General features: G+C 68.8%; 23 protein-coding genes. 6 read left to right on the plus strand and 17 right to left on the minus strand.

Features of this window, described 5'->3' with window-relative positions; translation table 11 throughout:
• Positions 1 to 3 precede the first annotated feature (3 nt).
• The 6 genes from bcsB to HWX07_RS33330 all read right to left on the minus strand — a co-directional run bounded on the left by bcsB (position 4) and on the right by HWX07_RS33330 (position 7712).
• Positions 4 to 2340 (minus strand): cellulose biosynthesis cyclic di-GMP-binding regulatory protein BcsB, encoded by a 2337-nt coding sequence (gene bcsB / locus HWX07_RS33305; protein ID WP_105798496.1) that lies wholly within the window; start codon positions 2338 to 2340, stop codon positions 4 to 6.
• A gap of 851 nt (positions 2341 to 3191) precedes the next feature.
• Positions 3192 to 3644, minus strand: coding sequence for a hypothetical protein (locus HWX07_RS33310; protein ID WP_175879203.1), 453 nt, complete (start codon positions 3642 to 3644; stop codon positions 3192 to 3194).
• A complete protein-coding gene (locus tag HWX07_RS33315) occupies positions 3644 to 5059 on the minus strand; it encodes a phosphatase PAP2/dual specificity phosphatase family protein (protein ID WP_175879204.1) in 1416 nt (471 codons plus the stop codon). Before HWX07_RS33315 ends, HWX07_RS33310 begins: the two co-directional genes overlap by 1 nt.
• The gene (locus HWX07_RS33320) at positions 5056 to 6825 is read right to left on the minus strand and encodes a bifunctional alpha/beta hydrolase/class I SAM-dependent methyltransferase (RefSeq protein WP_175879205.1); all 1770 of its coding nucleotides are present in this window, start codon (positions 6823 to 6825) and stop codon (positions 5056 to 5058) included. The genes HWX07_RS33315 and HWX07_RS33320 overlap by 4 nt, the downstream gene beginning before the upstream one ends.
• A 59-nt stretch (positions 6826 to 6884) precedes the next feature.
• Positions 6885 to 7490, minus strand: a complete 606-nt coding sequence (locus tag HWX07_RS33325; RefSeq protein ID WP_175879206.1) for a CDP-alcohol phosphatidyltransferase family protein — start codon at positions 7488 to 7490, stop codon at positions 6885 to 6887.
• Between the two features lie 15 nt (positions 7491 to 7505).
• Positions 7506 to 7712: a hypothetical protein gene (locus HWX07_RS33330; protein WP_175879207.1), complete on the minus strand. Its 207-nt coding sequence runs from the start codon at positions 7710 to 7712 to the stop codon at positions 7506 to 7508.
• A gap of 245 nt (positions 7713 to 7957) precedes the next feature.
• Here HWX07_RS33330 and HWX07_RS33335 point away from each other — a divergent pair, with 245 nt between their 5' ends.
• Together HWX07_RS33335 and HWX07_RS33340 are read left to right on the plus strand one after the other, a co-directional pair.
• Positions 7958 to 8590, plus strand: coding sequence for a lysophospholipid acyltransferase family protein (locus HWX07_RS33335; RefSeq protein WP_034174591.1), 633 nt, complete (start codon positions 7958 to 7960; stop codon positions 8588 to 8590).
• Between the two features lie 39 nt (positions 8591 to 8629).
• On the plus strand, positions 8630 to 9559 hold the full coding sequence (locus HWX07_RS33340) for a phosphatidate cytidylyltransferase (protein ID WP_006476267.1): 930 nt from the start codon (positions 8630 to 8632) through the stop codon (positions 9557 to 9559).
• Positions 9560 to 9601: 42 nt separating this feature from the next.
• Here the strand turns inward: HWX07_RS33340 and HWX07_RS33345 are convergent, their stop codons facing one another.
• Both HWX07_RS33345 and HWX07_RS33350 read right to left on the minus strand, forming a co-directional pair.
• Positions 9602 to 10414, minus strand: coding sequence for a topoisomerase IV (locus tag HWX07_RS33345; RefSeq protein ID WP_175879208.1), 813 nt, complete (start codon positions 10412 to 10414; stop codon positions 9602 to 9604).
• Positions 10415 to 10465: 51 nt separating this feature from the next.
• Complete coding sequence (locus tag HWX07_RS33350; protein WP_244130063.1) at positions 10466 to 11233, minus strand: hypothetical protein; 768 nt, start codon at positions 11231 to 11233, stop codon at positions 10466 to 10468.
• Between the two features lie 90 nt (positions 11234 to 11323).
• Between HWX07_RS33350 and HWX07_RS33355 the strand changes: the two genes are divergently transcribed.
• Positions 11324 to 12145, plus strand: a complete 822-nt coding sequence (locus HWX07_RS33355) for a carbon-nitrogen hydrolase family protein (protein WP_175879209.1) — start codon at positions 11324 to 11326, stop codon at positions 12143 to 12145.
• Positions 12146 to 12188: 43 nt separating this feature from the next.
• On the opposite strand, the gene HWX07_RS33360 is transcribed toward HWX07_RS33355, so the two are convergent.
• From HWX07_RS33360 to HWX07_RS33370, 3 genes are read right to left on the minus strand one after another with little or no spacing between them, the layout of a single operon-like run.
• Positions 12189 to 12500, minus strand: coding sequence for a hypothetical protein (locus HWX07_RS33360; protein ID WP_006476271.1), 312 nt, complete (start codon positions 12498 to 12500; stop codon positions 12189 to 12191).
• Entirely contained in the window at positions 12500 to 13861 is a 1362-nt protein-coding gene (locus HWX07_RS33365; protein WP_175879210.1) for an acyclic terpene utilization AtuA family protein, read from the minus strand. Before HWX07_RS33365 ends, HWX07_RS33360 begins: the two co-directional genes overlap by 1 nt.
• A 39-nt stretch (positions 13862 to 13900) precedes the next feature.
• Entirely contained in the window at positions 13901 to 15199 is a 1299-nt protein-coding gene (locus HWX07_RS33370; protein WP_006476273.1) for a citrate:proton symporter, read from the minus strand.
• A gap of 97 nt (positions 15200 to 15296) precedes the next feature.
• Here HWX07_RS33370 and HWX07_RS33375 point away from each other — a divergent pair, with 97 nt between their 5' ends.
• Positions 15297 to 16193, plus strand: coding sequence for a LysR family transcriptional regulator (locus HWX07_RS33375; RefSeq protein WP_175879211.1), 897 nt, complete (start codon positions 15297 to 15299; stop codon positions 16191 to 16193).
• 37 nt (positions 16194 to 16230) lie between these two features.
• On the opposite strand, the gene HWX07_RS33380 is transcribed toward HWX07_RS33375, so the two are convergent.
• Complete coding sequence (locus HWX07_RS33380; protein ID WP_034174173.1) at positions 16231 to 16821, minus strand: flavin reductase family protein; 591 nt, start codon at positions 16819 to 16821, stop codon at positions 16231 to 16233.
• A 132-nt stretch (positions 16822 to 16953) separates the two neighbouring features.
• On the minus strand, positions 16954 to 17379 hold the full coding sequence (locus HWX07_RS33385) for a VOC family protein (protein ID WP_034174174.1): 426 nt from the start codon (positions 17377 to 17379) through the stop codon (positions 16954 to 16956).
• A gap of 112 nt (positions 17380 to 17491) precedes the next feature.
• Here HWX07_RS33385 and HWX07_RS33390 point away from each other — a divergent pair, with 112 nt between their 5' ends.
• Positions 17492 to 18382 (plus strand): LysR family transcriptional regulator, encoded by an 891-nt coding sequence (locus HWX07_RS33390; protein WP_006476277.1) that lies wholly within the window; start codon positions 17492 to 17494, stop codon positions 18380 to 18382.
• 15 nt (positions 18383 to 18397) lie between these two features.
• Here HWX07_RS33390 and HWX07_RS33395 read toward each other — a convergent pair whose 3' ends face one another.
• The 4 genes from HWX07_RS33395 to HWX07_RS33410 form a co-directional block, all read right to left on the minus strand.
• Positions 18398 to 19147, minus strand: coding sequence for a hypothetical protein (locus tag HWX07_RS33395; RefSeq protein ID WP_175879212.1), 750 nt, complete (start codon positions 19145 to 19147; stop codon positions 18398 to 18400).
• Between the two features lie 56 nt (positions 19148 to 19203).
• Positions 19204 to 21723, minus strand: coding sequence for a TonB-dependent receptor (locus HWX07_RS33400; protein WP_175879213.1), 2520 nt, complete (start codon positions 21721 to 21723; stop codon positions 19204 to 19206).
• Between the two features lie 390 nt (positions 21724 to 22113).
• The gene (locus HWX07_RS33405) at positions 22114 to 23115 is read right to left on the minus strand and encodes a FecR family protein (RefSeq protein WP_175879214.1); all 1002 of its coding nucleotides are present in this window, start codon (positions 23113 to 23115) and stop codon (positions 22114 to 22116) included.
• A 3-nt stretch (positions 23116 to 23118) separates the two neighbouring features.
• Positions 23119 to 23628: a sigma-70 family RNA polymerase sigma factor gene (locus tag HWX07_RS33410; RefSeq protein ID WP_175879215.1), complete on the minus strand. Its 510-nt coding sequence runs from the start codon at positions 23626 to 23628 to the stop codon at positions 23119 to 23121.
• Positions 23629 to 24110: 482 nt separating this feature from the next.
• Between HWX07_RS33410 and HWX07_RS33415 the strand changes: the two genes are divergently transcribed.
• Entirely contained in the window at positions 24111 to 25271 is a 1161-nt protein-coding gene (locus HWX07_RS33415; RefSeq protein WP_175879216.1) for a porin, read from the plus strand.
• Positions 25272 to 25386: the final 115 nt, after the last annotated feature.

The raw sequence follows: 25386 nt of genomic DNA on the forward strand, positions 1-25386 counted from the left end.
CCGTTACATCCCCCGGCGACGCGCCGCGATTCGCTGCAGCACGCTGAACACGCCGAGCGCGAGCAGCAGCCCCGCGACGACGCCGACCGCGCCGAGCACGACCGGATGCCGCGCCGCCTCCGTCCACACACGCGCATACCACGGCACGAAGCCGACCACGTAAGGCTCGCCGACCCGCAGGCTGTCGACCTGCCCCGGCCGGACCAGCGCGAGGTCGCCCTGCAACTGCGACACGAGGCCGCCGTTCTCGAACACGTCGAGCAGATCGCCGAGGCGCGGCTGATCGGTCGCCGTCAGCGCGACGACGCTGCGGCCGCGGCTACCCGGCAGCTCGAACCCGGCGAGCGCCGCGAGCGGGCCCGTCTGTTCGATGTGCGCGCCGCCGTCGGCGAGGCCCACGCCGTTGCGCCAGCGCTCCTTCACCGTGAATGCGACGCGCGTCGCACCCGCGCCGCCGGCCCCGCCCTGCTCGCCGATCGCGAGCGGCAGCGCCGCGCGCCATTGCGCGAGCAGCGGCGACGCCGGCGAGCCGTCGATCACGAGCAGATCCTTGTGCCCCGACAATGCGGCGACGTCGCCGGGCCGCGCCACCTGCACGCGCAGCGCCGGAAAGCCGGTCCATTCACCCATGTGGCCGAGCATCGTCAGGTAGGCCTCGAGTTCCTGCGGCGACGGCCGGTCGGGCAGCACGACGGCCGTCTGCGACAGATCGGCGAAGCGCGTGAACGGGAAGCCGCTGTTCGCGAAGAACGCGAGATTCGGCAATTGCGCGTAATGGACGAAGTGCGAGAAGTCGATCGTCGAATCGGGATCGATCGCCGCGCGTTGCGGCTCGGTGGCCGTGCTCGAACACAGGCCCGTTTTCTGCGAATCGAGCGTGAAGCGGAACTGCAGCTGGTTGCCGCTGCCGACGCGGAACGCGGGAATGTCGACGTCGCTCGTCACGCGCCCTTCCGGCACCGCCAGCAGCGGCAGCTGCATGCGGCCGTGCGCATCTTCGGCATGGGCCGGCCCGAGCCGGTACGACTTCACGAGCTGATCGTTGATCTCGACCGCCAGCGTCGAATTGTCCTGCACGGTCGGCGCCGTGTAGCGGTAGCGCAGCGTGATCGGCACGCCCGCGCCGTTCCACGAATGCAGATCGGCCGGCACGCGCAGGTTCAGCCGGATCGCGTCGGGCGTCGTGCCACGCACTTCCAGCTGACGCGGATCGTTCACGAGTTCGCGGAACGCGATCGGCCGGTTCACCGGCAGCCAGCGCGGCGCGTCGTACGGCTTGCGCGGCGCGCCGAGATCGACGTGCGCGACCGTCGCCGCCTGACCCGACAGCGCCGCGCGGCCGAGCACGAGCGTCGCGACCGCGTCGTCGACCTCGGCCGCCGTGCGGCCCGTGACGACCAGCAGCTTGCGGCCCGGCGCGGACGGGTTGTCCGCGACCGCGAGCAGCGGGCCGTTGACTTGCGGCAGCGCGAGACCGGCCGGCAGCGTCGCGGCCGTGCCGACCACGACGGCCTGGTCGTCGGCCGGCAGCGCCGCCGACACCGGGAAGCGCGCATGCCGGTAGTCGGCCAGCGCGCCGAACCACGACGCGAGCACGCCCGCGCTGCGCAGGGTGGCCGAATCGGGCGTGGCGGGCAGCACGAACGGCAGCCGCAGGCGGCCGTTGTCGCGCCGGTCGAAAAACGGCGCGGGCAGCAGCGCGAGATCGTTCGGCAGGCGCACCGGCGATTCGTCGAGGATCAGTTCGCTCGTCGGGCTCACGTCGGCCCACAACGCCGAATTCGTCGGGTCCTCGCAGTGGTCGAGCGTGTAGTGCGCGATCAGGCGCAGGCCGATCTGGTTGAAATCCGAAAAATAGCGCGGATCGATCGGAATCTCTTGCGTCACCGTGCGGCCCGCACGCGCGGCATCGAACGGGACGGTCGCGATCACCTCGCCGTTCACCGACACCTTCAGGTGCGACAACGGAAAGACCAGCGACGGCGAATACGCGTAGGTCAGGCGCAGGCGCGCCCCCGTGATCACGCGGTCGAGCCGCACGCCGGCGTTGATCGTGCGCGCGTCGTCGGCGCCGCGCAGGCGCAGCGGATCGAACGCGCCGAGCGACGCGAACGGCATGCGCACGGTCGTCGCCGGCAGGCCGGCGGTCGGCGCGCTGGCCCCGGTCGGCGCGACCGGCGCGGTCGCGGACACCGCGGCTGGCGCTGCATCGGGCACCGCCGCGTGATCGGCGGCCGCCGTCGAAGCGGCGGCCGGCACCGGCGCGGCCGACAGCGCGGCCGTGTGGAAAGCGCCGGTCATCGCGGCAGCCAGGACGAACAGCGACACGGCCGGCTTCATGCGCCGCTCCGCTTCGTCACGATCGTCCGGTCATCCTGCGCGTCGAAACCGACGCGCGCAAAGCAGCTATGCCCGTGAGTGCACATCCCCTCTGCTTCCCCTCATTTATGGCCTGATTGCATTTATCGGAACGACGCGGCGGATCATTCAATGACCGGTTCGTCGCGCTGGGAGCCACCTGGCACCGGCGGCCGCCCATTTGTCACACTATCTCAAAAATAGAACAAAACTTACCGTGATTCGCGACTGAGAAGCGAAAAAAATCTCAATTCGGTTGGAAATGCCGCGCAGGAAGAGTGAATGGCAAGAATTGCGCCGTCGCCGCCGGATGGCTGGAACGGCATACTGCCGGCGCGGTTCGGCTGGCCGGACATCGGCCCCGTTCCGTGGCGAGCTGCCCGGAACGCGCTGCCGCGAGCGGCGCGTATGCTACCGCAATCGCGCGTCGCGCGACGTATTTTCTTGGTGAAAAACTGACCTGGATCAATTCGTCGGCAACGCCATCCGCGCTGGGGCTGGCAGCGGCGCGACGAGGGCCGAAATCGCGAAGTCCAAGCTGGAGCTTGGGACCACGCTGGCGCAGGGCCGATTTCCATCGATCGCGCGCTTGCACCGCCCTCGCCCAACCTCGGCCTCCGCGATGACGCGCATGCACGACGCATACGGCCCGCGCGCGGCAGGTCGGCGCATCGGCCGCATTCGACAGGGGCGCTGCGGCCGGCTATCCTCACCGGCAGCGTGAAACGGTCGGCCAACGACGCCCTTACGAAGAACGTACCGGCCGCGCATCCGAACCCGACACTGCAGGAAACCAACCGAACACGATCGCGGCGCACCGGCACCGCGCATCGCTAGCCGATCGGCGACACCGCGACCGCGATCCCGACGACGAGCCACTGCACGATCGCCACGAGCACGGCGGCCCGGCACAGCCCGACCGCGCCGCGCACGCGTGCGTCGAGCGTGCGCCCGGCCTTCGCCGCGTCGATCCAGCCCAGGTCGGCGAGCGCGCGGTCAAGCGCCGCGAGCGGGTCGTCGACCGCCCCATCGCCGTCCACCGCCCACGCGAGCGTGGCAAACAGTCGCCGGTCGATCGCGATGCGCACCGCGTACCACAGTGCCGCGATCCCCGACCCCGTGCTGACGACGGCCAGCAGCACACGGGCAAGCGTCGGCGCCGCCCAGCCCGCCGCGATCCACCCGCCTGCTCCGGCCGCGACCAGCGCTGCCGCGAGCGCCCATGCGCCCGCATCGAGCGCGCCGCGTGCGGCGGCAATCCTGAACGGAGCGGACGGATCGCGCATCACCGCTGCCCCGCGCCGCGCCGGCGATCGATCCACTGCTGCAGCACGGCCACGCCGTCATCCGACCACACCGCGCGTGGCCGGACCGCACGCACCGCGGCCAGCGCGTCGCGCGCATCGGTCAACCCGCGCCGCGCTGCGAGCCACGCGGCCGCGCACAGCACGCTGCGCCCGTAGCCGAGCGCACAGCAGACCAGCACGTCGCGCCCTTCGCCGTGCAGGCGTTCGAGCGCCTCGACGGCCTGCGCGAGCTGCACCGTCGTCGGTGCGACGAGATCGAGCTGCGGCACCGACGCATACGCGAGCGATGCGTCGGCCGCCGCCCAACGCGGCATCTCGGCGGTCAGGTCGACCAGCGCGGTGAAGCCGTGGCGCCGGATGTCGCGCGTGGTCGGCGTCCGGCCGATCGACACGCGCTCGTCGATCCGCACCGGCGCGGGCTGCCGGCGCGTCCACAACCGCGAATTGACGAATGCGCCGGCGATCGTCGGCGCGAGCAGCCAGCCGATGAAGACCGGAAGCCGCCCGTGCACATCCTTCTGAAATGCGCCGGGCGCGCCGCGCCGGTAGGCCCACGCAACGCAGGCGAGCGCCAGCGCGCCCCACCCAGCCGCCAGTGCCCAGCCCGGCGCGCGCGGCACGCACGCCAGCGCCACGAGTGCGACCAGCGCGGCGCCGAACGCATAGCGGCGCGCGAGCGCGCGAGCGGCCGCGGACGGCGACGCATCGGCGCCCGGCAGCCGGCCCGCGGCATCGCGCGGCGGAAACAGGAACAGCGCGAGACAGCCGACGGCCGCCCCGGTCGGCACGTCGATCGCGTGATGCTGGTAAGTCGTCAGCACCGACACGCCGATCGCCGCGAACCACAGATGCAGCACGACGCGCGCGAACGTGCCGCGCAGGTGCTTCGCATAGGCGGCCCACAGCACGACGAGCAACCCGATATGTAGCGACGGCGCCTGGTTGAACGGCTTGTCGAAGCCCATCAGCAGCGTGAACAGCGCACCGGCCATGCCGCCCGCATCGGGCCGCTCGAAGCCGAAGCGCAGCGGCCACGCGATGAAGCACGCAACCGACACCAGCTGCACGGTCAGCAGCCGCTTCACGTGATCGAGCAGATCATCGCGGCGCGTCCAGAAGAAGAACGACAGCGCATACAGCAGGTCGATCGACCAGTACGGCACGATCGTCCACGGCACGAAGGGGATCGCATGCTCCCAGCCGAACGCGAAGGTCGGCACCGCGGCGCGGCGCGCGGCGAGCCAGTTCGCGAAGCCGTACGTCGAGAAGAACACGGCGCCCATCGCCGCGAGCCAGCCCAGGCGCAACACGAACGACGCGTCGCGCGCGCCAGGCGCCGGTTCGGCCAGTCCGTCACTCGCCCCCGCGCCCGCGTCGCCGCCGAGCACGCTCATGACGCGTCGACCCGCTGCGCGAGGCTCACCGTGAAGATGCCCATCTCGTCGATCCGCTGGTCGAGCTTGCGGAACCCCGCGCGCGCGACGAGCTCGTCCATTTCGGCCTGCGAACGGCGACGCATCACCCAGGTCGACTCGCCGCGATGATTGTTCAGCGCGCGTGCGATGAATTCGAGCTGCGGATGCCACGGCTGCCCCGTATAGACGAGATAGCCGCCCGGCGGCACGGCCTGCGCGAGCCCGCGCAGCGAGCGCTCGATCAGCGCGTTCTCGCCGAACAGCTCGTACAGGCCCGACACGATCGCCAGCGTCGGCCGCGGCTCGAGCGTCGCGAGCGACGTCTCGTCGAACGCGTCGCCGCGCTCGAAGCGCGCGATCGGCTCGAGGCCGCGCTGCGCGATCAGCACGCGCCCGGCCTCGACGTTCGGCGGGCTGTAGTCGCGCAGCGTGATGTCGTCGGGCGCCGCGCCGTCGCGCTCGGCAGCCGTCGCGATCGCATCGAGCACGTAGCGCCCGTGGCCGGCGGCGATGTCGACGATCCGCACCGGCGTGCCGTTCCCGCGCAGGCGGCCGATCGCCGTGCCGATCAGTTCCTGCAGATGCACCTTGCGCTGGCGAATGCCGACCCAGCCCGGCGAATCGAGATACGTCCGGTCGATCAGTGCGCCGATGCCCAGCCGCCCCTGCGCGCGGTTGCGGTACACGTAGTCGAGCGTCGAGCCCGAATCGAAGCCGAGCCGCAACCCGAGCGCGATGCCGTCCGACAGCGCGCCGCCGGCTTTCAGGCCGGCGCGCGTAAGCGCCCAGTACGCTCGTGCGAACACGTTCGCCGGCGGCCGGGAGAGCGCCGCGTATTCGTCATGGAAAGCGCCGCGCCGGTCGGCATCGGCGAGCGACACGCGCGGGCTCGGCGCATCGAACTCGCGCAGCACGAACGCCCGCAGCGGCGCGAGCGCCTGCGCGCGGTCGCGCTCGCCGAGCGTGTCGTGATAGAAGCCCGGCAGCACGATGCGCTCCTTGCGCGCCGCGCCGAGCCGCTCGAAGAAGCGGTCCTGCGGGCCGCGATGCACGACCCAGTCGGCGCCCGAGATCAGCAACAGCGTCGGCACGGTGATCGCCGCCGCGTCGGCGACGATGCGCTGCGCGGTATCGTGCAGGTCGAGCAGCATGTTGACCGCGATCGGCCGCGTGATCAGCGGATCGGACGCGTAGCTCGCGATCCGTTCGGGATCGTGCGTGAGGAATTTCGGCTTCACGTAGCTGTTCACGTAGAACAGCCCGCGCAGTTTGTGCATCAGCCGCAGCCCGGGCCGCGCGAACGGCACGTAGAGCTTAATGTGGAATGCCGGCGACACGACGACGAGCGCGCGGATCGGCGGCGCGTAGTCATGCACCCAGGTCGCCGCGAGCACCGCGCCGACGCTCTGGCCGACTACCGCCAACTCCTCGATCGCGATGCCGTGCGTGTCGCGGATATGCTCGACGAAGGTCTGCAGGTCGCGCACCGATGCGGCCGCGCTCGGGCTGTAGCCGCGCGCGCCGGGCGAGCGGCCGTGACCGCGTGCGTCCCACGCAAAAAACGCGAAATCCGGCAGGTCGAGCTCGTCGACGAGGTGCGCGACGCGCGCCGAGTGTTCGTGCCCGCGATGCAGCAGCACGATGGCGCCGCGGCAGCGTGCACCCGTGGCGGGCCAGTGACGATAGAACAGCGTTTCGCCGTCGTGCGTGATGAAGTCGGCCTCGCGGGCCGTGCGTGCGCTCATGCGATCTCTCTCGTTTCGTTATACGTATCGTGTGGCGCCGCCCTCCGGCGCCCGGCCCGTCAGCCGCCCGCTTCGGTGATCCCGGCCCGGACGCGCCGCACCACCGTCACGATCGACAGCACGATCAGCAACCGCCACAGCCATGCGCCGACGCTGCCCACCGGCAGACCGAAGCCGATCCACAGCGCGAACGCGCCGAGGGCCAGCGCCCGGTCGCTCTTGCCGAACGGGCCGTCGTAGCGGCGGGTCGCGCCGACGAGCGGGCCGATCAGCCCCGCGCATTCGACGATCACCGCCGTCAGCGCGAACAGCCAGACATCCGCCGGAGCGAACGCGGGAATGGCGAGGAATGGCAGCACGAGCGCGACGTCGGACACGATGTCGCCCAGCTCGTTCAGGTACGCGCCGAGCGTGCTCTTCTGCCCATGCTCGCGCGCGAGCATTCCGTCGATCGCGTTGAGCGCCATGCGCGCGAACAGCCACAGCGGGATCAGCAGGAACAGGGCGCGGGCGAACACGCCGAGGCCTGCGAGCGCGCCGACGACGATCGAGCCGCCGGCCGCGAACAGCGTGACCTGGTTGGCCGTGACGCCGCGTTCGGCGAGCGAATTCGCGAACGGGCGCAGACGGTTCTGGAATTTGGGTTTGAGTGCGTAGAGGCTCATCGTTTCGTATTCGTATTATTCGCGCGGCACGGTCGGATACGTTCCCGCCGCCATGCCCCGGGCGGCGAAACGGCCTTCGTCGGCCTGGATTGAACGGCCCTCATCGTCGCCGAGCGGCCTCGATGCGTCAAGCATGCGGACCAGCCCGCCCGCGCGGCGCCAATCTGGCGTTTTTTGGCGAAACTCGCGATAATCCGCTGGCTCGATCGCGGCGAGATCCATTCGAACTGCAGACGGGCACTCGTGCAACAGCCGATTATCACGCCGCCGATCGGCGCATTCGCCGCGACGCATCCGCGTGCGACGGCGAATCGTCCGATTATCGCGGACCTGCGACAGGCAGCCACGAACTTGAAAAAATTTAAACAAGAGCCGTCCGGCGCGCATCCTGCCGCGCCGGCATTCCGGGGTTCCGCCCGCCGCGCATGCGCGGCGGGCCTGGCATGCATGCAGGAGGCAGCGCGCCGATGAACATCCTCAACGTCTGGCAGCGCGATTTCCTGCTGTCCATCGTGCGACTCGTCGCCGGCGCGTATCCCGTCTGGCATCAGGCGCCGCCGTCCCCGACGCAGAAGATCTATTTCTCGAACCATACGAGCCACATCGACACGCTCGCGATCCTCGCCGCGCTGCCGCGCGACGTGCGCGCGGTCGTGCGGCCGGTCGCCGCGCGCGACTACTGGGACAGCAGCGACCTGAAACGCCACATCGCGCAGAAGCTGCTGAACGTCGTGCTGATCGACCGTCATCGCGAAAACGGCGGCGATCCGCTGGAGCCGGTGCGCGATGCGCTGCGGCAGGGCCACTCGATCATCATCTTCCCGGAAGGCACGCGCGGCGCCGACGTGTTGCCGCAGCCGTTCAAGAGCGGGCTGTTCCATCTCGCGACCGAGTTCCCGGACGTCGCACTCGCGCCCGTCTACCTCGAGAACCTGCAGCGCATCATGCCGAAGGGCGCGATCTGGCCCGTGCCGCTGATCTGCAAGGTGCATTTCGGTGCGAACGACGCGCTCCGCGCCGACGAAGACAAGCCGACGTTCCTCGCCCGCATGCGCGACGCGGTCGTCGCGCTCGCGCCGCCGCAGCGGCCGGCCGGCTGAACGCGGCGCGCCCCCTTCTCCCTTTTCCGGAAACCAATCATGCGAACCCTCTTCTGGGAACTGGTCGCGGGCGTCACGGGCGTGCTCGTCGTCGCGACCGTGATCGGCGCGATCCTCGGCGCGCGCAGCGGCGGCACCAGCGCGACCATCGTCAACCTGAACCAACGCATCCGCGCATGGTGGGCGATGATCGCGATCATGGCCGTCGCGATCGGCCTCGGCAACAACGTCACGTATCTGGTGTTCGCGCTGCTGTCGTACCTGACGCTGCGCGAATTCATCACGCTCACGCCGACCACCGCAAGCGACCATACGACGCTCTTCATCGCGTTCTTCATCGCAATCCCCGTGCAGTACCTGCTGCTCGGGATCAACTGGTACGGGATGTATTCGATCTTCGTGCCCGTGCACCTGTTCTTCGCGATGTCGCTCGTGTCGGCGCTTACGCAGGACACGCGCGAATTCCTGAGCCGCAACGCGAAGATCAACTGGGCGCTGATGGTGTGCGTGTACGGGCTGAGCCACGCGCCGGCCGTGCTGATCCTCGACATTCCGCACTACGCCGGGCAGAACGCGCTGCTGCTGTTCTTCTTCCTGTTCGTCGTGCAGATCAGCGACGTGCTGCAATACGTGGTCGGCAAGCTGTTCGGACGCCGCAAGATCGCACCGCAGCTGTCGCCGTCGAAGACGGTCGAGGGCTTCGTCGGCGGCGGCCTGCTGGCCACGCTGTGCGGCGCGTCGCTGTATCGCGTGACGCCGTTCAGCTTCGGCGCAGCCTTCGGGATCTCGCTCGCGATCGTGATCGCGGGCTTCGTCGGCGGGCTCGTGCTGTCGGCCGTCAAGCGCTCGCTCGGCACGAAAGACTGGGGCTCGATGATTGCCGGCCACGGCGGGATGCTCGATCGCGTCGATTCGATCTGCTTCGCCGCACCGGTGTTCTTTCACCTGGTGCGCTATCTGTATGTGTGAGGCGCGGGCGGCGCTACGCCGCCCGTTCCTGCGCGCGACGGATCAATATCCGTCGCGCAGCGCCTTCGGCACGACGTAGCGGCCGCGCGCAGCGTCGAACTTCACCGTGTAGCGTACGTGGATGGCCTTGTCGCCGCGCGTGCCTGTTTCCGTGACGGTCAGCGGATAAACGTCGCCGATGCCGGTCGTGTCCGGCGCGATCTCGAAGCGGCGTTCCTCGCAGCGCGCCCGGGCATGCGCGCATTCCGTCGACTCCGCATTGTCGAGCGCCTCGTCGATGCGCGCCGCCGCATGCACCAGCGCATTGCCGTACGGCAGCCAGATCGAACGAAAGCGTTGCGTGTAGCCTTGCCGCGTATCGCTTTCGCCGATCACGAACCCGAACAGGTGCGGCCCGAGCCGCTCGATGCGCACCGCGCCAGGTTCGCCGCGCTGGCCCGAGGCGATCTCCGTTTTCTTCACGACCGGCTCCAGCGCGCTGCCGTCCGGCGAAGGCTTTAGCACGTACAGGTCGATCGTGCCCGGCGTCGCGTCCGAATCCATGCCCGGCATCCCGTTCTGCACCGCCGCCTCGGTCTCGCCGCACATCGCGAGCAGCGTGCGCGGGCCGTCCGCGGTCGCCACGCGCAGCACGCCGCACGGCGAATAGATGAAATCGTCCCCTTCCGCCTGCCAGCCCTTGCGGTCCGCACGCCAGTTGCCGTACGTGTCGTGGATGAAGGTTTGCAGTTGATGGTCGGGCTGCGGCGGCTCGGCGGCATGAACGGGCGACAGCGCGGCAAGCGCCATAAGTGCCGTGAGCGCGCCGAGGGCGGCGAGCGACTTCAGACGTCGGTTCCGGTTCTGGAGGGCCATGACGAGATCAGTTCGGATTGGTGTGTGGCGGATTGTTGCAGAATCGCCGGATCAAGGTTGCCGGGGCGCGACGCCCGTGCCGTCCGGCTTCAGCCGCGCAGTGCGCACCCACCCTTCGGCGATGCCGCGTGTACGCGGATTCAGGTAGACGACCGACGTGAAGCGACCGTACTCGGTCCGCGCATCGACGTGTTCGTGCTCGACGATGAAGAGCCCGTCGATCCTGCACGCGTCGTCCGGTGCGGAAAGGAACGGCAACCGCCCGTTGCCGATGACGACGCGCCCGGCGTCGCTGCCCATCACGTAATCGCCTTGCGCCTGCGCACGGCGGTTCAGCGCATCGCAATCGACGGCACTGTGTACCGGCGTCGCCGATACCACGCACGTCGACACGAAACGCGACAGCGCGCGCCGGTCTATCTTGAGCACGTCCGGCCGATCAGGATCGCGCGTGACGTCGAGCGCCCGCATCGCCTTCGTATCGAGCGTCACCCAGCCGACCGTCGCTTCACGATTCGGCGTGCCCGGATGGTCGGGGCTGGTGAACAGCCGGATCCGGTAGACGTCGCCGTTGCGCTCGTCCACGGCGGCATGGATGTCGCGCCGGGCGAACGCGGTCTGCGGCAGTGCAGGCACGATCAGTGCCGTCAGTCGTTCGTTGCACGGCGACGGCGACGGCGACGCCGGCGCGGCGACGGCGGCCTGTACGGCCAGCGCGCCGACACACGCGAGCGCGACGCGCACGGCGATGGCCGCGCATCGGCTGCGCCGCCCGGCCTCGCCATTCGCGCCGGTCGGCGTTACGATCTCATCCTTCACTCCAGGCTCCGTTCGACACACGCGGAAATCGACCCGCGAAGCCGTAGCGTACACGCACGGCGCGACGAGCCACCGCCACCGACACCACCCATGAAACTGAAACTCGACATCGTCCAGCTCGCCGGCCGCGACGGCGACACGCGCTACAACCTGCAACGCACGCTCGACGCGATCGCGGCCAGCGCGCCCGGCACTGACATCGTGATGTTTCCGGAGGCGCAGCTCACCGGCTTCCTCGATCCGTCGAATCTCGCCGACGTCGCCGAACCGCTCGACGGCCCGAGCGTCGGCGCGGTAGTCGCGGCCGCCCGGGCACGCGACGTCGCAATCGTAGTCGGGCTGATCGAGAACGATGGCGGCCGCTTTTACAACACCACCGTGTTCGTCACGCCGGACGGCATCGCGTTGCGCTATCGCAAGACGCACCTGTGGGTCAGCGAGCGCGACGTCGTGCAGCCCGGCGACCGCTACGCGACGGTCGAATGGCGCGGCGTGCGGATCGGCCTGCTGATCTGCTACGACAGCGAATTCCCGGAAAGCGGCCGGGCGCTGGCCGCGCTCGGCGCGCAACTGATCCTCGTGGCCGACGGCAACATGGAGCCGTACCGCAACGTCCACCGCACGTCGGTGTCGGCGCGCGCGATGGAGAACCAGGTGTTCGCGGCGGTTGCCAACCGTGTCGGCGTCGGCAGCGAAGACGTCGTGTTCGCGGGCGGCAGCCTCGCGGTCGATCCGTTCGGCGGCCTGATCTTCGAAGCCGGCAACGGCGAATCGCGCCACACGGTCGAACTCGATTTCGATCGGCTCGCCGCGTCGCGCGCGGTGTACGACTATCGCGCGGACCAACGCCTGCACGTCGCCGGCGAGCACATCGAGCACGCGGACGGACTGCGCGAACTACTGATCCCGTGAGCGCCCGGCCGCTTCCCGGCCCTTCCCAGCCGCGACGCCTGCGTCACGCCGGGTCCGGCACCTCGATCGCCAACAGCACCGAACTGACCGACTTGCCGTGCGCGTCGAGCGCAAGCGAGCGCGTCACCCCGCCGCCGAGCGCATCGCGCATCACGAAGTTGAACGCGCAGAGCGCCGGCAATTCGTAGCGCACGACGTCGCCGTGCACGATGCCGGCGAGCCGCGCCTTCACCGTTGCCGCATCCAGATGTGCACGCAAATGGTCATAATGACGCGGATCGCGGCAGATGACCGACACGTTCAGCGTATTACCCTTGTCGCCGGTGCGCGCATGCGCGAGTTCACGCAGTTGCATCAGGCCTCCACGAATGAAAACGACGGTGTCACGGCCGCACGCGGCAGCAGCACCGACTGCACCGCGATCACCTCGCGCGTCGACTTGAACGCGCCGCCGCCGCCGGCCGGCCCGTTCGTATAGAGCGTCTCGACTTCGTTGCCGATCCGCGCGGCTTCGGCGGCGTTCGCCGCGCGGCCGGCCACCCGCACGCGGACTTCACTCGGCTCGCCGCGTGCGGCCGGCGTCGCGTCGCCGTACAGTGCATCGACGCCGATCAGGTCGAAACGCAATTCGCTTGCCACGACGCCGGTCAGCGCGAGCCGCTCGCGAACGATGTCGAGCGCCAGACGCGCACGCGCGAGTGCGCCCGGGCCGCCGTACGAGATCTGGCCTTCGCCGATCCAGCCGTCCACGTAAGCCACCGACACCTTCAGCGTATCGGGCCGCGCGGTGCCACGCCCCCCCGTCACGCGCACGCGATCGGCCGCCTCCTCGGCGACCGTCACGCCCGTGAAATCGGCCACGACGTCGGGCTGCAGATAGCGCGCCGGGTCGTGAATCTCGTAGAGCAGCTGTTCCTTGCAGGTCGCCGCGCTCACGCGGCCGCCCGCATGCGGCACCTTCGTGATCACGATCGAGCCGTCGGCCGCGACCTCGCCGATCGGAAAGCCGAGCCGCGCGAGATTCGGCACATCCTTGTAGCCGGGATCGGCGAAATAGCCGCCCGTCACCTGCCCCGCGCATTCGAGCAGATGGCCGACGACGGTCGCCGCCCCCAGCGTGTCCCAGTCGTCCATCCGCCAGCCGAACGCGTGGATCAGCGGTGCGGCGAACAGCGACGGATCGGCGACGCGCCCGGTCAGCACGACGTCCGCGCCGGCCGCGAGCGCATCGACGATCGGCGCGGCGCCGAGATACGCGTTCGCGGACACGATGCGATCGCGATACGCGGCGACGTCGTCGCCCGATTCCTCGAAACGGAATGCACCGCGCAGCACGACGTCGAGCACGTCGTCGCCTTCGACCGCCGCGACTTTCAGCCCGGCGATGCCGAGCGACTGCGCGATCTGCGCGGTGCGCCGCGCGGCCGCGCGCGGGTTCGCCGCGCCCATGTTCGACACGATGCGCACGCGCTTCGCCGCCGCAATCGGCAACACCGCGTGCATCCGCGCGTCGAGCAGCGGATCGTAGCCGAGCGCCGGGTCCTTGCGCCGCGCCTGCTGCGCGATCGCGATCGTACGCTCGGCCAGGCATTCGAACACGAGATAATCGAGCTGCCCGTGTTCGGCCAGTTCGACCGCGGGCTCGATCCGGTCGCCCGAGTAGCCCGCGCCCGCGCCGATGCGCACGCGCCGTTCGTGTGATGGCTTTACAGTCATGTCCGTACCGTCATCCGGCGAGCGCATCGCCGGCAAAATTCAAAACACGCCGAGCACGACGCACGCGATCGTCATCACGATCGACGCGCCGAACAGCAGCGGAAACGTGAACTTCTGGTGCTCGGCCAGCTCGATCCCGCACAAGCCGACGACGAGGAACGTCGCCGGGGTGAGCGGACTGACCGGAAAGCCCGTCGTCATCTGGCCGAGCAGCGCCGCCTGCCCGACCTGCACGGCCGGCACGCCGAGCTGGCCGGCCACTTCGGCGATCACGGGCAGCACGCCGAAGTAGAACGAATCGGGATCGAACAGCATGCTGAGCGGCATCGACGCGAGACCGAGCGCCACCGGGATGTGGCCGGCCATCGAAGGCGGCACGAAGCCGACCGCCGCCTGCGCCATCGCCTTCAGCATCCCGCTGCCCTGCATGATCCCGGTGAACACGCCGGCCGCGAGCAGGATGCCGGCCATCATCAGCGCGGCACGCGCATGCGCGTCGATGCGCTTTCTCTGCATGTCGACGTCGGGGTAATTCACCATCAGCGCGATGCACAGCCCGACCATGAACATGATCGCGGGCGGAATCTTCTCGCCCATCACGACCATCGTGCCGAGCACGACGAGCGTCAGCACCAGGTTGAACCAGAACAGGTGCGGCCGGCGCAACGCCTGTTCGTCGGGCGTCAGCTCGCGTTTCGGCAGCGGAATCGACGCATCGTCGCGCGACAGGCCGAGCCGCTTCTCCTCGCGCCGCCCGAGCCAGTACGCGACGCCGAACACGAACACGAGTCCGATCGCCTGCACCGGAATCAGCGGATTGAACAGCGCCGACACCGGCAGGTGCAGCGAGGCCGACGCCCGGATCATCGGGCCCGTCCACGGCAGGAAGTTGATGCCCGCGGCCATCGACACCGCGGCGGCCAGCACGCGCCGGTCCATCTTCAGCCGGTCGTACAGCGGCAGCACGGCCGGAATCGTCACGAGAAAGCAGACGGCGCCCGAGCCGTCGAGGTGGATCAGCAGCGCGAGCAGCGTCGTGCCCATCACGATGCGCGTGGGGCGCGTGCCGACCGCGCGCAGGATCCGGTCGATGATCGGGTCGAGCGTGCCGGCGTCGGTGATCGTCCCGAAATAGAGGATCGCGAACACGAACATCCCGACGACGGGCGCGAGCCCCTTCAGCCCGTCGATGACGAACTTGCTGGTGTGCAACCCGAAGCCGCCGAGCAGCGACGCGGCGATCGGCACGATGATCAGCGCGACGAGCGGCGACATCCGCTTCGACAGAATCGCGGCCAGCAGCACGACGATCGTGCCCAGCCCGAGTAACGGCAGCATCCGTGTCTCCTACCTTGTCTTTTGTTGGAGACGAGCGTAAGGTCGGCGCAGCGATAGCACAATTGAAATGATTTGATTGCAGCAATCACGAATCGTTATGGATCTGAATCTTCGCGACATTCGCGCATTCGTCACCGTCGCGCACGCCGGCAACTTCACGCGCGCGGCCGCGCGGCTGCATCTGTCGCAGCCGGCACTGACCGTGCAGATCCGCCGGCTCGAGGACATCGTCGGCGCGCGCCTGTTCGACCGCAACAGCCGCAGCGTCGCGCTCACGCAGACCGGCCGTGAATTGCTGCCGCTGTTGCAGCGTTCGCTCGACGACATGGAACGCGTGCTGCGCGATGCGCGTGCGCTCGGCGAAGGCGCGAGCGGCACGGTCCGGCTCGCGTGCCTGCCGACCTTCGCATCGAGCGTGCTGCCGGAGCTGATCCAGTCGTTCCGGCGCGACGTGCCGCGCGCGGGCTTCGAGATCCGCGACGGCGTCGCGAGCCTCGTCACCACGCTCGTGCGCAACGAGGATGCCGATCTCGGGCTGACCGGCGGCGATACGTTCGATGCGTCGCTGGAGGTGCTGTATGCGGGCGCCGACCAGCTCGTCGCCGTGTGCCCGAAGGATCATCCGCTCGCGCGCAAGCGCCGTGTCGGCACCACCGACGTCGCCGGCGTGCCGCTCGTGCTCACCGCGCAAGGCACGAGCGTGCGCAGCGTCGTCGATGCCGCGCTGGAAGCGGCCGGCTGCACGCCCGACATCGCGTGCGAGCCGACCTACATGATGACGGCGGTCGCGATGGTGCGCGGCGGCCTCGGCGTGACGATCCTGCCCGCGACCGCGCGCGAGGTGCGCGCCGAGCCCGAACTCGTCGCGAAGCCGATCGACGATCCGGCGTTCGTGCGGCCGATCGCGCTCGTCGCGAAGCGCGGGCGCACGCTGCCGCGCGTCGCGCAGGCGTTCGCCGACCTCATGCTGGCGGAATTGAAAAAGCGCGCATGACGCGCGCTCTGGTGAGGAATGGCCGACCGTCCGACGCTTACTGCGGGTCCGGATCGACGTCGACATGGAGCGATTCGCCGATCGCATAGAAATTGCCGCCCGCGATGTAGTGCAGGCTGCGCAGCGCCGGGTCGGCCGATTCGAAATACCAGTGGCCGTCGCGGAACACGCGCGTGTCGGACCACGCGGCGACCACCTCGCCGATGAACAGGTCGTAGGTCTGCTGGTTGTGCGGCTCGGGAATCAGCCTGCACGCGAGCCAGCCCGAGCAGCCGGCGACGAACGGCAAATCGTGGCCGTCGACGTCGAACAGCGTGACGCCCGCTTCGCGCAGCTTGTCGGGCCGCTGCGCGAGGCTGTGACTGCCGACCGCATGCGTGAGCTGCAGTTGCGCGGCCGTCGGCACCTGGATCACGAACGTGCCGCTGCGCTCGACGAGCTCGCGCGTCTTCGCGGATTTGTCGAGCACGACCGTCAGCTTCGGCGGCAGAAAGTCGAGCGCGCACGCCCACGCGGCGGCCATCACGTTGTCCACGCCGTCGTGGCGGGCCGATACGAGCACGGTCGGGCCGTGATTGAGGAGACGGTAGGCCTTGTTCAGCGCCACCGGCGCGATGTGACTGTCCATACGGGTTCCCTGGAAAACGGCGCGCACGGACGGATGCCGTGCTGCGCGGCGCCGGCCGTCGCACCTGCGCGCGGCCGGGCTGAAGGCCGCATTCTCGCACCCAACGTCAATCGGCGCTGGCGCCGCTGCCGGTCACTTCGCGAACAGCTGGCCGATGTCGCGAAACGCCTTGAATTCGAGCGCATTGCCGCACGGATCGAACAGGAACATCGTCGCCTGTTCGCCGACCTGCCCCTGGAACCGCACGTACGGCTCGATCACGAAGGTCACGCCGAACCCGCGCAGCCGCTCGGCCAGCGCTTCCCAGCTCGCCCAATCGAGCACGATCCCGAAATGCGGCACCGGCACGTCGTGACCGTCGACCGCATTCGTATGCGCGCTTTCCTGCGATGCCGTTTTCGGATGCTCGTGGATCACGAGCTGATGCCCGTAAAAGTTGAAATCGACCCACTGCGTGCTCGAGCGCCCCTCTTCCAGCCCGAATACGCGGCCGTAAAAATCGCGCGCGGCCGGCAGGTCGTAGACGGGAATCGCCAGGTGAAACGGGGAAAGACTCATGATGGCCTCGTGAAGAAACACTCGCGTGGCGCGAGGACCGCACCATGGTAGACAACACCGATCAGAAATTAAATCAATATATATTTTTGCGATTCACAAACGGAATTGATGAATGATTCGCGAGCTGAAAACCCTCGTCGCCGTCGCACGGGAAGGCACCTTTGCCGCGGCCGGCAAGCGCATCGGGCTCACGCAGGCGGCCGTCAGCGCCCAGATGCAGCGTCTCGAAGCCGAGCTCGGCTTCGCGCTGTTCGACCGGCAACGCCGATCGGCTCGGCTCAACGAGCGAGGCCATCACGTGCTCGACCAGGCGCAGGCGCTGATCGGCCTGTACGAGAACCTGAGTTCAACCGCGCCCGGCTCGCCGCCCGCCGTGCGGGTGACGATCGGCGCGATCGCGTCGGTGCAGAGCGCGCTGCTGCCGGCCGCACTGGCCGATTTCCATCGCCGGCACCCCACGTGCCGAACGCGCGTGATACCCGGGCTGTCGATCGAGCTGGTCAACCGGGTCGACGCGGGCGAGATCGACATGGCCGCGATCATCCGCCCACCGTTCGCGCTGCAGAGCGACCTGCACTGGACGACGCTCGCGCGGGAGCCGTTCCGGCTGATCGTGCCGCGCGGCGTGAAGGGCAAGGACTGGGCCGCGCTGCTCGCGAACGCGCCGTTCGTGCGCTACGACCGCGCGTCGTTCGGCGGTCGGCAGGTCGACCGCTTCCTGCGCAAGATGCACATCGCGGTGCGCGACACCTGCGAACTCGACGAGCTCGACGCGATCGTCAAGCTGGTCGAGAACGGCGTCGGCGTCGCGATCGTGCCGCAGACCGCCGTGTATCGCCGCTGGCCGGCCGGCGTGCGCGCGATCGACCTCGGGCATCACACGTTCCACCGCGACATCGGGCTCGTGCATCGCGCGCGGCGCACGATGTCGGAGCCCGCGCAAACGCTGGCGCAACTGATCGAAGCGGCGTCGCGGCGGCGCGCGCCGCCGCCGGCCGCGTGATCGACGCGTGGCGGCTCAGCGCCGCCCGGCCGCCCAGTCCACCGCCGCGTCGAACAACGCGACGCCGGCCGGCGACAGGTTCGTGAACGTGTCGTTGTCGAGGAAGAACATCACGCGGCGCGCCGGCGCCAGCGTTTCGTAGTCCATCGTCGCGCCCTTCTCGTACGCGAAGATCGCGGCCTTGTCGGGTTGCCCGTAGACGGTCGCGATGGTGATCGCGCCGAGCCCCGGCTTGCCCCAGCTCATCGGCGCCTGCTTGCCGTACGCGTTCGTCGCGCCGGCCGGCAGCCCGGCCGCGATCGGATGCGGCGCGTTGACGAGCCACAGGTAGCGCTCCTTGCCCGTTTCGCCGAAGTCGACGTCGTGCCGCTTGCCCGTCATCGCGAGATCGTCGAGCAGGTCGTTTTCCCAGGTCACGAGCGGCTTGTCGAGCATGCGCCAGCCGGGCCGCACGTTCTTCGACGATACCGTCGACGAGATCACGACGAGATCGGCGTCGCGCGCCGCATCGGGCGTGGCCGACTCGTCGATCAGGCGCACCGCGTAGCCGTGTTCGCCGAGATGCTGGCCGATGCGTTCGTCCACCTTCAGGTTCGGGCCGTGCAGTTGCACGAGCATCGCGACGCGCGTGACGGCCGGCGATGCATCGGCGGCGAATACGGGCGCCGAGACGCCGGCGCCGAGGCCCGCGGACAGCGCGAGCGCCGAACCCGCGATCGCGCGCAACAGGCGGCGGCGCGCACCGCTCTTCATCTTCAGCTTCATCTGGATTCCTCTCCGAAGCCGCGCGCCGACGCAATGGCCGCGCGGCGATTGCATGGTCAGAACTGCAGTGTGGTCAGCAGCGACACCTGGCGCGCGTCGCCGACCGCGACGAAGTATCGGTTCGCGCTCGACGGGTAGTACGTGCGGTTGAACAGGTTCTTCACGTTGAGCTGGAACGACAGCTTCTGCTTGCCGATCCGTGTGTCGTAGGTCGCGAACGCATCGGCGAGCACGTACGACGGCAGCGTGAAGCTGTTCGCCGAATCGCCGGGCCGCGCGCCCACGTAACGCACGTCCGCTCCGATGCGCAGATCGTCGCCGCCCGCCACCGTGCCGAAATCGTAGACGGCCGCGAGCGACGCGGTGTGACGCGCGACGTTCCATAGCTGGTTGCCCGCGTACAGTGGGTCCTCCGTCGTCTTCGCGTCGATGTACGCGTAGCTCGCGATCACGTTCACGCGTTCGCCGAGCTTGCCGGATACGTCGAGCTCGACGCCGCGCGAACGCGCCTTGCCCGACGTGCGCCAGTCGGTCAGCTTCGTCGCGTCGTTGTACTGCGACACGAGCACGTTCTTCTTGTCGATGTTGAACAGCGCGAGCGTGCCGGTCATCCCGCCCGGCAGATCGAGCTTGCCGCCCACTTCCCATGCGGTCGCCTCCTCGGGCGGCGTCGCGCCGTCGATGATGTAGCCCGTCATCGGCGCGATCGACGACGATGGCTTCAGCGACTGCGAATAGCTGCCGTACAGCGAGAACGCATCGGTCCACTTGTAGACGACGCCCGCGCGCGGCAGCCACTTCGAGCCGCTGAGATCGGTGTTCGCGACGAATGGCCGGCCGCGCCCCGCGACCTGGTTGTACGTGATGTAGCGGAGGCCGCCCGACACGATCCACTTGTCGGTCAGGTGGACGGTGTCCTGGAAGAACGCGGACGCATCGTGCAGCGTGTCGGTCTGGTCGCTGTCGCTCGCGGACACGGTGCTCGACGGCGGCAGCAGCCCGTACACGGGGTCGATATAGTTGAACGGCGTCTTCACGGCCTGACGCAGCAGGTCCTTGCGATAGATGCGGCGGTATTCGGTATCGAAGCCGACCTGCACGTCGTGCCGCATCCCCGCGAGGGTCAGCTTGCCCGTCACGTAGCCGATCCCGTAGCTGTCGGTGCTGAGCGAGCCGTGCGTCGCATCGTTGCTGCGCGTCATCGTGCCCTTCACCGGGTCGACGCCGGTCGTACGCAACTGGTTCGCGTCGTAGGTCTCGCGGTTGTAGCTGTAGCCGAAATGCGCGCTCCAGTCCGCATTGAACTGGTGATCGACGCTCAGTTGCGCGAGCTGCGATTCGCCGTCCATGTTGTTGAACGGCTCGTCGATGCGCCGCCGTGCGGGGATGTCGAGCGGCGCATTGGTACGCGGATCGAGCGCGGTGCCGCGATCGAACGGCGAATGGAACTTGCGGTACTGGTACGACACCGCGACCTGCGTATCGCGGCCGTACCACGCGAGCGACGGCGCGACGAAGGTCTGCCGGTACTCGCCGAAGTTGCGCCAGTACTGTTCGTTCGACTGGTCGACGATCAGCCGGTACGCGAGCCGCGAATCGCCGATCGGCCCGGTCGAATCGAAGGTCGCGCTGCCGCCGTTCTTGCCGTGCCCGAACGTCGACGCGCCGAGCGAAATCGCGTTGTAGCGCACGAGCTGCGGCTGCTTGGTGACGACGTTGACGACGCCGCCCGGGTCCATCAGCCCGTACAGCAACGACGTCGGCCCCTTCAGCACCTCGACGCTGTCGGTCGCCGCATTGAACGCGCGGCCCTGCACGAGCGGCATGCCGTTCTGCATGATCGAGCCGTCGCGGTTGCCGCCGAAGCCGCGCTTCATGATCGTGTCCTGCGTGCCCGCGAGCGTGTTGCCCTGCGTGATGCCGCTCACGTTGCCGAGCGCATCGTCGAGATTGCGCGGCCGCTGATCGCGCAGCACCTGCGCGGGGACGATGTTGACGGCCTGCGCGGTGTCGAGCAACGGAATGTCGGAGCGCAGCACGCCGGCTTCCTTCGGCGCGCGATAGCTTTCGGCGCGCAAGGCGCTGGAGCGCACGTCGATCGTCGGCAACTCGGTGGCCGGCGCGACGCCGGCCGCCACGGGGCCGGCCGCCGAGCCGTCGGCGCGCATCAGCGTGTAACCGCCGCCCGGCTGGCGCAACGCGACCAGCCCGGTGCCGGTCAGCAGGCGGTCGAACGCACCGTCGACGTCGAACCGGCCGTGCACGCCGCCGCTCGCGAGACCGGCCGTCAACTCGGGCGGAAATGCGAGCAGGATGCCCGCGTCGCGGCCGAACCGGTTCAGCGTCGCTTCGAGCGGGCCGGCCGGAATGTCGAACGCGCGACGCGACGCGCGCTGCGTGGCGCGCGCCGCATCGGTGTCGGTGTCGGCCAGCGCGGGCAGCGGCAGCAGTGCCGACAGCAGGACGGCGCCGGCCAGCCGGCGGGCGAAACGGCCCAGCGCGGCCGGGCACGACGCGCGCGGCAGATGACGGGCGGGCGCCGGACGGCGCCGATACGTGAGACGGATGGAAGCCATGATCGGAGAGTCGGTGGACGATGGGCTAGGGCCTGTTCACGCTAATAACGGGCTTGCGCTGGCCCCCAGAAGGGCCGAGCGCAAGGATTGCGACGAAGCGAATACTCGACGTATTCGCGAGGAGCATGACGCGGCGATCGGCCCTTCTGGGGGCCAGCCCCACGAATGCATTTTTCCAAACAGGGGAACGTGCCTTTCCGCCCGCATTGCGGCGTCGTGCGTCGCTTGTTTGGCACGGCCAAACGGCGCTCCTTATTCCTTGCACTGCGGGCGGAAAGGCACGTTCGCAAGCCCGTTATTAGCGTGAACAGGCCCTAGGCTGCTTTCACTACCCATGTCACGCGAACATCGGAAAACAGCTCAGGTCGGCAAAAAAAATTTTCGGGGCGCTCACGAATGGGGCGAATAGGCCGGCACGACGGTCGCCCAGTAGCGCGTCAGGTAGTGGACATCGATCGGCAGCGTCGCCATCAGCGTATCGAGCACGCGCTGCGGATCGTCGAGCGGATAGGTGCCCGACACGCGCAGGTCGGCCACGGCCGGATCGCAGCGCAGGTTGCCACGGCGATAGCGGTCGAGCTCGGCGACGAGATCGGCCAGCCGCATGCGCGACGCGACGAGCATGCCGCTCGTCCACGCGGACGCATACGGATCGAGCGACGCAGGCGCGCCGATCGCGTCACGCGTGAAATCCGCGCCCTTCCCGGCCGCGATCACGCGCGTGCCGGCCGACGCATCGACCGGCCGCACCTGGACGGCGCCGGCGAACACCTCGACGCGCGTCGCGCCGTCGCGCTGCCGCACCGCAAAGCGCGTGCCGAGCGGCCGCAGCTCACCCTGCGCGGTCGCGACGACGAGCGGCCGCGCGGGCAGTCGATCGTCGTGACCGCTGGTGACCATGATCGTGCCGCGCAGCACGCGCAGCACGCGCAGGCGCCGCGCCGCGTCGTCGAAGCGCACGTCGAGCGCCGTGTCGGTATCGAGCACGACGACCGTGCCATCCGCAAGCGTCACCGTGCGCCGCTCGCCGACCGCCGTGCGCAGGTCCGCCGGCCAGATCGTCGCGCGCCGCGCGGGCTCGGCCATCCATGCGGCGCCGCCCGCGAACAGCAGTACGGCCAGCGTCTTCACGGCCGCGCGGCGGCCGGCCCGCTTCGGCAGCAGCGCCGCCTGTGCGGCCTGCGCGTCGAGCCCGGCCGCCAGCCGGCCGAACCGGCCCTGCATCGCTTCGATGTGACGCCACGCCGCGTCGTGCGCCGGATCTTCCGCGCGCCAGCGCGCAAGCGCGGCAGCGAACGCGTCGTCCGTGTGACCGGACTGCCGGTCGATCCACCACTCGACCGCGCGACGGGCGACGTGCGGCGGCACCGCCGGCGCTCCCGGGGCGGCCATCGGTCAGGCCGCCATCGAGAAGAAGCACTGCGTGCCGGCCTTCACGAGATGGCGCTTCACCGTCGCGAGCGACACGCCGAGTTCGCGCGCGATCTCGACCTGCGTGAGCCCGTCGAGCTGCGCGAGCAGGAACGCACGCTTCGCCGCGGGCGGCAGGCCGTCGAGCAGCCGGTCGATCTCGAGCAGCGTCTCGACCACGACGGCCCGCTCTTCCGGCGACGGGGCAACCGCTTCCGGGCGCTGCGCGAGCACGTCGAGATACGCGCGCTCGATCTGCTCGCGCCGCCAGTGGTTGCTCAGCACACGCTGCGCGACCGTCGTCAGGAACGCGCGCGGCTCGGCCGCACCGATCGGCTCGTCGCGTGCGAGCAGGCGCACGAACGTGTCGTGCGCCAGATCGGCCGCGCGGTGCGCGCACCCGAGCTTCCGGCTCAGCCAGCCGCGCAGCCACGCGTGGTGGCCGGCATAGAGGGCGTCGATTTCTCGATGGAGGGACAGCTTGTCAGCGGACATGGCCGGGTTCCGGGTGCGCGAGCGTCAACAATTCTGTAAATGAGAATGATTATTATATACAAAAGTAAACTTCTCTCCCGGATTTCGGCGCGCGGTGGCTACGACGCAACGACGGCTCCTGACGTTTCGAGACCACCCCCAGCCCGCGCGACGCGCATTTATCACAATCGTTTCAGTCCGGCCAATTCGATTCGTTAAAGAATGATTTGACGGATCGATAACAATATCGAGATCGCAGTCATTCACCCGAAAATCGCACTGGATTATCACGTCGCGCGCAAAAAGCAATGAAAAACCGGTGGAATGACAATCCATTGATACGCGCCCCTCAATAATGCAAATCCCTCAATGGTGTAATTCCAGGAACATCCCTGTCTGCATCAGGCCACATCGAAGAATTTCATTTTTGCCGTTTTATCGCGGCTCGGTAGTCTCCTGCCATTCCGGATCACGAACCCGCACCAAAGCGCCAAGGAGATGAAATGAAACGCACGACCCTCTCTCTGATTTCGCTCGCGTCGTTCGCGGCGATACCCGTCGCGCATGCGCAGTCGAGCGTCACGCTGTATGGCGTGATCGACACGTCGATCACCTATGTGAACCATGAACAAGGCAAGGACAACGCGTGGATGCTCGGCAACAGCAGCGCGGGCAACCTGGCCGGCAGCCGCTGGGGCGTGAAAGGTACCGAGGATCTCGGCGGCGGGCTGAAGGCGCTGTTCCAGCTGGAGAACGGCTTCGACCCGAGCAACGGCCGGCAGGGCCAGGGCGGCCGCCTGTTCGGCCGTCAGGCGTTCGTCGGCCTGACGAGCGACCGCTACGGCACGCTCACGTTCGGTCGCCAGTACGACCCGCTCGTCGACCTCGTGCAGGGCATCACCGCCGACAACTACCTGGGCAGCGTGTTCGCGACGCCGGGCGACGTCGACAACTACGACAACAGCTTCCGCGTCGACAACGCGGTGAAGTACACGTCGGCCGTCTATTCGGGCCTGCAGTTCGCGGCGATGTATTCGTTCGGCGGGATCGCCGGCAGCACCGGCGCAGCGCAGTCGTACTCGGCCGCCGTGTCGTACAACAACGGGCCGTTCAGCGTCGCGGGCGGCTACTTCCACGCGTCCAACAGCCCCGCATCGAACGGCGTGCGCAACGGCTGGACCAGCTCGTCGGACGGCACGTTCGACGGCCCGATCAACAGCGGCTATGCCAGCGCGCACTCGTTCGGCATCGCCCGCATCGCGGGCCAGTACGTCGCCGGCCCGTTCACGTTCGGCCTCGGCTACAGCAACGCGCAGTACCGCCGCGACGCGAGCTCGGTGTTCGGCTCGAATGAGCACTACAACACGGGACAAGGCTTCGTGAACTACCAGGCGACGAACGCGCTGCTCGTCGGCGTCGGCTACAGCTACACGCGCTCGGGCGGCGACACGTCGGCGACCTACCACCAGGTATCGGCCGGCGCCGACTACAGCCTGTCGAAGCGCACCGACGTCTACCTGAGCGCCGCGTATCAGCACGCGAGCGGCCAGACCGGCGACGGCAACGGCGGCTCGATGGCCGCGCAGGCATCGATCGGCTCGTACGGCTATGCGGGCACGAGTTCGCAGACGATGGTCAACCTCGGCCTGCGTCACCGCTTCTGATCGCGAATCGCGACACCGGGAGACGGCCGGTTGCGCTCCGCGCGGGCCGGCCGACTCCGCATTGCCCCCAAGGAGGCTTCGGCCGCCGATTTTTGTCGTGTCCTTTCGCGCCGCC

Origin of the sequence: Burkholderia sp. BCC0097 (genome assembly GCF_902832985.1) — a bacterium.
Taxonomy (GTDB): Bacteria; Pseudomonadota; Gammaproteobacteria; order Burkholderiales; family Burkholderiaceae; genus Burkholderia; species Burkholderia orbicola.